7 protein-coding genes and 2 pseudogenes are annotated in these 6,413 nt (G+C 63.4%); 1 reads left to right on the forward strand and 8 read right to left on the reverse strand.

Annotated features, from left to right (window positions below; genetic code table 11):
* Positions 1-100: 100 nt before the first annotated feature.
* The 7 genes and pseudogenes from DFR50_RS26105 to DFR50_RS26135 all read right to left on the reverse strand — a co-directional run bounded on the left by DFR50_RS26105 (position 101) and on the right by DFR50_RS26135 (position 4,762).
* Positions 101-538 carry an EamA family transporter gene (locus DFR50_RS26105; protein WP_113892287.1) on the reverse strand — a complete coding sequence of 146 codons (438 nt, stop codon included), beginning with the start codon at positions 536-538 and terminating at the stop codon, positions 101-103.
* Positions 539-710: 172 nt separating this feature from the next.
* Positions 711-1,535: an ImmA/IrrE family metallo-endopeptidase gene (locus DFR50_RS26110; protein WP_245428162.1), complete on the reverse strand. Its 825-nt coding sequence runs from the start codon at positions 1,533-1,535 to the stop codon at positions 711-713.
* A 75-nt stretch (positions 1,536-1,610) separates the two neighbouring features.
* Positions 1,611-1,781, reverse strand: a pseudogene (locus tag DFR50_RS33185) (helix-turn-helix domain-containing protein); the annotation flags it as partial.
* A gap of 2 nt (positions 1,782-1,783) precedes the next feature.
* The gene (locus DFR50_RS26115; RefSeq protein ID WP_147262930.1) at positions 1,784-2,443 is read right to left on the reverse strand and encodes a hypothetical protein; all 660 of its coding nucleotides are present in this window, start codon (positions 2,441-2,443) and stop codon (positions 1,784-1,786) included.
* A 284-nt stretch (positions 2,444-2,727) separates the two neighbouring features.
* The gene (locus tag DFR50_RS31715; protein ID WP_147262931.1) at positions 2,728-2,934 is read right to left on the reverse strand and encodes a hypothetical protein; all 207 of its coding nucleotides are present in this window, start codon (positions 2,932-2,934) and stop codon (positions 2,728-2,730) included.
* Between the two features lie 140 nt (positions 2,935-3,074).
* Complete coding sequence (locus DFR50_RS26130; protein WP_113892294.1) at positions 3,075-3,803, reverse strand: esterase family protein; 729 nt, start codon at positions 3,801-3,803, stop codon at positions 3,075-3,077.
* Positions 3,800-4,762 (reverse strand): acetylxylan esterase, encoded by a 963-nt coding sequence (locus DFR50_RS26135; protein WP_113892302.1) that lies wholly within the window; start codon positions 4,760-4,762, stop codon positions 3,800-3,802. The genes DFR50_RS26130 and DFR50_RS26135 overlap by 4 nt, the downstream gene beginning before the upstream one ends.
* Positions 4,763-4,927: 165 nt before the next feature.
* Here DFR50_RS26135 and acmB point away from each other — a divergent pair, with 165 nt between their 5' ends.
* Positions 4,928-6,115: a methyl acetate hydrolase AcmB gene (acmB, locus tag DFR50_RS26140; RefSeq protein WP_113892296.1), complete on the forward strand. Its 1,188-nt coding sequence runs from the start codon at positions 4,928-4,930 to the stop codon at positions 6,113-6,115.
* Between the two features lie 83 nt (positions 6,116-6,198).
* Here acmB and DFR50_RS26145 read toward each other — a convergent pair.
* Positions 6,199-6,413: pseudogene (locus DFR50_RS26145) on the reverse strand (HlyD family type I secretion periplasmic adaptor subunit); the annotation flags it as partial.

Below are 6,413 nucleotides of genomic sequence, written 5' to 3' on the forward strand. Positions count from 1 at the left end.
TTCTTCGCTAGGACGACGGCGCAACGCTATTGTGACAGGCGCGGGACGCGGGACCGCCGGGCGCGGGTCGGACGGGTCCGGGCGCGCCGCCGGCCGCCGCTCACGCCTTCCAGGCCACCAGAATCGCGCCCGCGGCGATCAGGGCGACGCCGAGCCAGTTCTGCGGCGCGAGCTTCTCGCCGAGGAACAGGACGCCGAAGGTCGCCACCAGCACGACGCTCAGCTTGTCGATCGGCGCGACGCGCGCGGCGTCTCCGAGCTTGAGCGCGCGGAAGTAGCACAGCCAGGAGAATCCGGTCGCCAGCCCCGACAGCGCGAGGAAAAGCCAGCTTTTCGGCGACACCGAATTCAGCGGCTGCCACTGCCCGGTGATGGCGAGAATGGCGCCGGCCGCGCACAGGATGACGATCGTCCGGATGAAGGTCGCGAAGTCGGAGCCGACGTTCTCGACCCCGACCTTGGCGAAGATCGCCGTCAGCGCCGCGAACGCCGCCGACAGAATCGCCCAGGCCTGCCAGGACGCGAAAAGGGATTTCATCAGCCACGGACCCCGTCGATTGGCGGCGGGCGCGCGCCCGCTTTCGAAAAACCTCCAGCACGCGAGACGGCGTCGGCTCTGCGACCCACGCCACGAGCGGGTAGTGTCTCAGTTTTCAATTTCGCCTGCCCCGCAGGGAATGAACATTCGTGCGTAGCGTCAAGGATAATTTTCATCTCACGAGGAAAAGTGCCCTGTTGTCACGTGCAACGACCGGCGGTCCTGCCGTATGCAGCATTCCGAAGATCAGCGTAGAAACTTCGGATTCTGGCAAATCGAGCTGCCGGGCAATATCCCACTGTGTTGTCTTCTCAGACCAAAGGGTCTTCATAACCTTCTGCCAAACGACGGATTGCTCCCGATCAATTCCTTCTGGTTCACTGTCTTTATACCTGGTCCTAATTTGTATACAAAAGTCTCTATATCTCCAATCTGTTAGTCTATTCAATCTGTGAAGACGAACCGTCAATGCCCAAAGCGACACCTTCCACCTTCTCTTAGAGGTTATCAATTGTTCTATAGAGTTTACTCTATTTATTCTTGCTAAGAGGTCTGCTTTCGGTAACAAAAACGAAGACGCAAAGCTATTCGCCTCATCCTCCGCCATTCGACCCGTTCGCTTCCCATCTTGATGAAGAACAAGATGACCAAGTTCATGGGCCGCATCAAAACGACTGCTTTCCGCTGTCTTCATCGTGTTCAAAAATACATACGGTTTTTCGTTGCGCCACAGTGAAAAGGCGTTTACCCGTTTTGAGTTCTCCGCGAGGGAAAACACTCGAACACCTTTGGATTCGAGTAAGTGAATCATATTAGAAACAGGCTCTTCCCCAAGACCCCAGTCTTGCCGTAGCATCACCGCCGCAGTTTCAGGGTCGAACAAATTGAGGTCTGGTACTTGTACATTCGGCAACTCAAATCGGCTTTCAACCCAATCAGATATATCAAAACCGATAGCCCCAGCCGCAAGAGCTGCGTCCCGTTCGGACGCGGTCATAGCCCTTTGACTCCGGAAGCTAATAAGTTCCGAATCGGGTAACTGCAAGTCCGGGCGGAAGAAAAAGCCAATCGGGAATTGTAAGACCGCCGCGAATCTATCTATGGTCTCTTCAGTTGGCTGCGTTTCTCCTTGCTCACATCGAGTGATGGTGTGGGCAGAGACGCCAACCAAATCAGCGAATCCTTTCTTGTTTAGCAATCGCCTTTGCCTAGCGATGCTGAGCCGCACAGGGTTGAATGGCATTTTTATTTCTTTCGAGTCACCGGAATATCGAACTCCGATCCATCATCGTCCGACCCCCGCCGCCTCACGGGGCTAGGTTCGCCAGCTTCGCCGCCAATGATGAAAATGCGCTCCGAGAAGTTCTCAAAAAATCCGCCGCTGGTCTCGATGGCGCACGACAACTCCGCACGAACGTCATCGGCTTCGTTGTATATGCACAGTACATAAGTGAGAAAAGAGCCGTCGGGCTGCCTTCGCCGCCACATGTCAGCCATCGATTCATCCAGGATGTCCATGAAGGACGATTGATTGGCGCCCACAGCACGGTCGGTCGCGCTTCCCTTCTTAGACCTATTTTTGGGATTGCGAGCCTCTATGCATGTTCCGTCGTCGGTATTGCAGACGACAATCTTTATGCGCAGATCGGCGTTGATGATAGACGCTATCTGGTCGGTGTCGTCTCGATCCCACCCCTTATTTCCAACGTGCATTTCCCGTAGGCGACGTGTTCCCATTTGCCAACGGCGCCAACCCCGCGTGCCGCTTGGATCGTTATCCGTCGACTCGTTTGCCGCGCCAACTGCCGCCTCGACTGCCTCCAAAATAAATTCGTGGTTGGTCCGAAGTTCGACCAACCTGTTACTCACCTCAACGAAAGAGCGAAGGATCGCGACCTTACTCACGAATCAACCTCATGTTCATTTTTGCGCGCTCGCTTGTGCGACAGAAAATGAACATGGTCAAGTCCAGCGCGCTATTTTTTCCCACTGTTTCTCCGGCGCCTTCCTCGCGATCTCGGCGCGTCGCTCTGACGACTTGCCCTCTGCCCGCGCCGCGCTTCTTGCGGAGCGCCTTCGCGGCTGGGTCCTTACCGTCGGCGGGTACCGAGTCTTAGACTTCTTCGCCCGCCGCAAAGCGCATAACCTTGACGGCGTTGCCGACGACGTAGGCGGGGCGCTTCTCGCCATTAGGTCCGATTCGCATCGCCGTCCCGCATATTGTTGGCAATCAGATCGAAAAGCGCTTGTGCTTGATCACGCGCCTGTCTGGCGACGAGAAGCTCACCTTCGGGACGCCTAATTCGCTGCGCTTCGTCCAAGCGCCTTTGCGCGTCCTCAAAGTCGTCGTGCGCCCGCCGCCATTCCGGGTATCTTGGATGATCTTCGACCACCATAGCCTTCTCCTGCTTTCCACTGAGCGTATCACGGATTGCGGGGCGAGAGCGAGGCGCGTCAAGGCCCTAATATAAGACATCAAACTGTACACAACCATCAGCGGTCGATGGCTCGCCACCGCGCGGCCGCGCGGCCACAATCAGACGAACAGCGGCGCCATCTCGCGCCAGGCGCGCGGGCAATGCGCCCGTCCGTCCCAAAAGTGCAGGCGCGGGTGGACGCCTTTGTCGGCGAGAAGGCGGCTGAGGTGAACCGTGTTGTCGAGGAACGGATCGGCCTTGCCGACGGCGAGAACGACGTCGAGCCGGCGCAGGTTCTCGAGACGCCACGGGCAGTCGAGACCGGGCAGGAAATGCGTCGGGGTGTGGAAATAGACCTCGTCGTCGTAGTAGCCGTGGAACAAATCGTCGAAACATTCGATGCGCGCCGTCAGATCGTAGCGGCCGGAAAAGGCGACGAGTTTTTGGAACAGATGCGGGTGCCTGAGGACGAGGTCCGCCGCCTGGAAGGCGCCGAGACTACACCCCATCGCCATCGTGCACGCATGCGGATTGGCCGCGGCCATCAGCGGCAGCACCTCGTTGAGAATGTAGTCCTCGAAGGCGGCGTGGCGGCGGATCCGCTCCGCCGGATGGCGGCCGAAATCGTAGAAGGTCTCCTTCGCCAGCCCCTCGATGCAGAAGAGCTGCAGATGTCCGGCGTCGACCTTGCCGGCGAGGCTGGCGACGACGTCGAGTTTCTCGTATTCCCAGAAGCGCCCGTCGCGGGTGGGAAACATCAGCACCTTCGCGCCGCCGTGGCCGAAGATCAAAAGCTCCATGTCGCGATGAAGCCTCTCGCTGTACCAGCGCCTGTATTCCCGTCTCATGTCGCCCTGAAGAATCGCCTGAGTTTTTCCTTGAGCAGCGCACGCTGCTCCTCAGCGCGAGGATAGTCGAAGTGACCTGCATCCAGGATGAAGGTTTCGTGATGGTTTGACGTCAGCGCGTTGGCCACGGCGAACTGGCACGGCGGCGCAACGACCGGATCGAAACGGGCGACCGCGAGCAGCATGGGGATCCCGATCCGCGCCGCCGCCGACGCCGCGTCGAACAGCCTCAGGGTTTCGGCGACGTCCGCGTGAGCGCGGCGATGGATCTGCACCGAGCGGGCGCTGCCGAGGGTGGGCAGGGTCAGCCAGAGCGGCATGTTCCCGAAGGTCGGGACCTCCAGAAAGCCGCGGTCGATGCGCGCGTCGAAGGCGATCGCCAGCGCGCCGACCCCGCCGCCGAAGCTCGCGCCGCTGTAGCCGATTCGTCCCCTGAGGTCGGGATGGAGCTCGGACAGGGCGGAGACGGCCAGCCACAGGTCCTCGACGCAGCCGCCCAGAATGTAACGCCCCGGATCGTCGATGTCGTGAAGCACGTGCCATTGCGGATCGTCCGAGATCGGCGCCCGGCGGCTGCGCGAAAGCCCGCGACAGCAGGGAAACAGGACGGCCGTCTCCTCGACCGGCACGTCGAAATCCGGCTCCGCCCGCCCGCCGTAGCCGTGGCCGACCACGAGGCCCCGCCTGACCGGCCGGTCTCGCGGCGTGAGCAGCCATCCGCCGATCTCGTAGGCGTCGGTCGAGGTGTAAAGGATGTCCCGGACCCGCCAGGCCGGATGCGTGGACCGGCTTTCGCGAAGCCTCGGCCGCGGATGAAGACCGAGCGCCCTTTCGTAGCGCGCGCGCCAGAAGGCGTCGAAGCCCGGCGGGGCCCGGGGCGGCGCGATCGCGCGAAGCTCGTCGACCCCGAGGCCGCAGGTCGGATCGAAATCGAAGGCATGGTCGGCCGGAACGCTCATCTCGACAGTCGTTTCCTCAATCGGGCGAATCCACAAGGGCGCCTCGGCAGCGAAGATCCGCCGCCAACCCGGTCCGTTGCAAGGACCGTCGAAACGCGGCCGCGCTTGACAAGGCCCGCGCCCGTCGTCCACTCGCGCTTTCGACCCCGTCGTATCGGAGCCGTCATGGACAAAGCCTTCTCCTCGGCCGCCGACGCGATCCTGCGCCAGGTCGTGTCGGGCGAACCGCGCGCGCCGGGCGTGGTCGCGATGCTCGGCGACCGCGACGGGACCGTCTACGAGGGCGCGGCGGGCGTGCGCAGGCTCGGCGAGCCGCAGCCGATGACGCCCGACAGCGTGTTCGCGCTGTTCTCCTGCTCCAAGGCGATCACCGGGACCGCGGTGCTGCAACTCGTCGAGCAGGGCCTGATCGACCTCGACGCCCCGGCGAAGCGCTATCTCCCGGAGATCGGCGCGCTCCAGGTGCTCGACGGCTTCGACGAAACGGGGGCGCCGCGGCTGCGGGCGCCCCGGCGCGACGTCACGACGCGCATGCTGATGCTGCACACCGCCGGCTTCGGCTATCCCTATTTCAGCGCCGCGCTGAAGCGGCTCGCCGCCGAGCGCGGCCAGCCCGATCCGCGGCTCGGGCTCAGACAGGGCCTCGCGACGCCGCTGCTGTTCGACCCGGGCGACGCCTGGGCCTACGGGATCGGGATCGATTGGGCCGGCCAGGTCGTCGAAGCGATCGCCGGCGACCGCCTCGACGCCATCCTGAAGGCGCGCGTGTTCGCGCCGCTCGGCATGGCCGACACGGCCTTCGTCGCGACGCCGTCGATGCGGACGCGCCGGGCCGCGATGCACCAGCGCGGTCGCGACGGCGGGCTCCAGCCGATCGCCTTCGACCTGCCGGAAGACCCGGAAGTCTGGATGGGCGGCGGCGCCCTGCTCGGCTCGGCCGCCGATTACCTGCGCTTCCTGCGCATGTGGCTGAACGACGGCCTGGGCGAGGGCGGCCGCGTGCTGAGACCCGAGACGGTCGCCATGGCCGCGCGCAACCATCTTTCCGGCCTGCGCGTCGCCGCCATGGCCAGCGTCAGCCGTGGCCTCACCCACGACGCGGAGTTCTTTCCCGGGATCGACAAGGGCTGGGGCCTCACGTTCATGGTCAACGAGCAGGCGGCGCCGACCGGGCGGCCGGCCGGCTCGATCGGCTGGGCGGGCCTCGGCAACCTGTACTACTGGATCGACCGCAGGAACGGCGTCGCCGGCTTCTGGGCCTGCCAGCTGTTTCCGTTCATGGACCCGGTCGCGCTCGACGGCTTCCTCGCCTTCGAGACGGCGGCCTATGACGCGCTCGGCCGGCGCGGCTAGCTCTTTTTCGTTCCCCGGCTTTCCCGCCCCCGGACGCCGCGGCGCCCCTGCGGCCGGTCCGGGCCGGCGCGGGGGGGCCTCGGTCAGCGTTCTCTTGCGGCTTCGGAGGCGATTTTGGCCAGCGGGGAGAGGAGGTAGTCGATGACCCTGCGGGAGTCGGTCTTGATTTCGACGGTGACGGTCATGCCGGGGGTGAGGAGGACGCGGGCGCCGTCGATGGTCATGGCGTTCTGGTCGAGCGCGACGGTGACGGGGAAGACGAAGCTGTCGGGCTGGCCGGGGGCGGTGGCGGGCTGCT

The sequence above is a fragment of the Roseiarcus fermentans genome, assembly GCF_003315135.1.
Taxonomy (GTDB): Bacteria; Pseudomonadota; Alphaproteobacteria; order Rhizobiales; family Beijerinckiaceae; genus Roseiarcus; species Roseiarcus fermentans.

Coding starts and splice junctions, on each gene's coding strand:
- DFR50_RS26105 (WP_113892287.1), bottom strand. CDS start 538: ATGAAATCCCTTTTCGCGTCCTGGCAGGCCTGGGCGATTCTGTCGGCG.
- DFR50_RS26110 (WP_245428162.1), bottom strand. CDS start 1,535: ATGACCGCGTCCGAACGGGACGCAGCTCTTGCGGCTGGGGCTATCGGT.
- DFR50_RS31715 (WP_147262931.1), bottom strand. CDS start 2,934: ATGGTGGTCGAAGATCATCCAAGATACCCGGAATGGCGGCGGGCGCAC.
- DFR50_RS26130 (WP_113892294.1), bottom strand. CDS start 3,803: ATGAGACGGGAATACAGGCGCTGGTACAGCGAGAGGCTTCATCGCGAC.
- DFR50_RS26135 (WP_113892302.1), bottom strand. CDS start 4,762: ATGAGCGTTCCGGCCGACCATGCCTTCGATTTCGATCCGACCTGCGGC.
- acmB (WP_113892296.1), top strand. CDS start 4,928: ATGGACAAAGCCTTCTCCTCGGCCGCCGACGCGATCCTGCGCCAGGTC.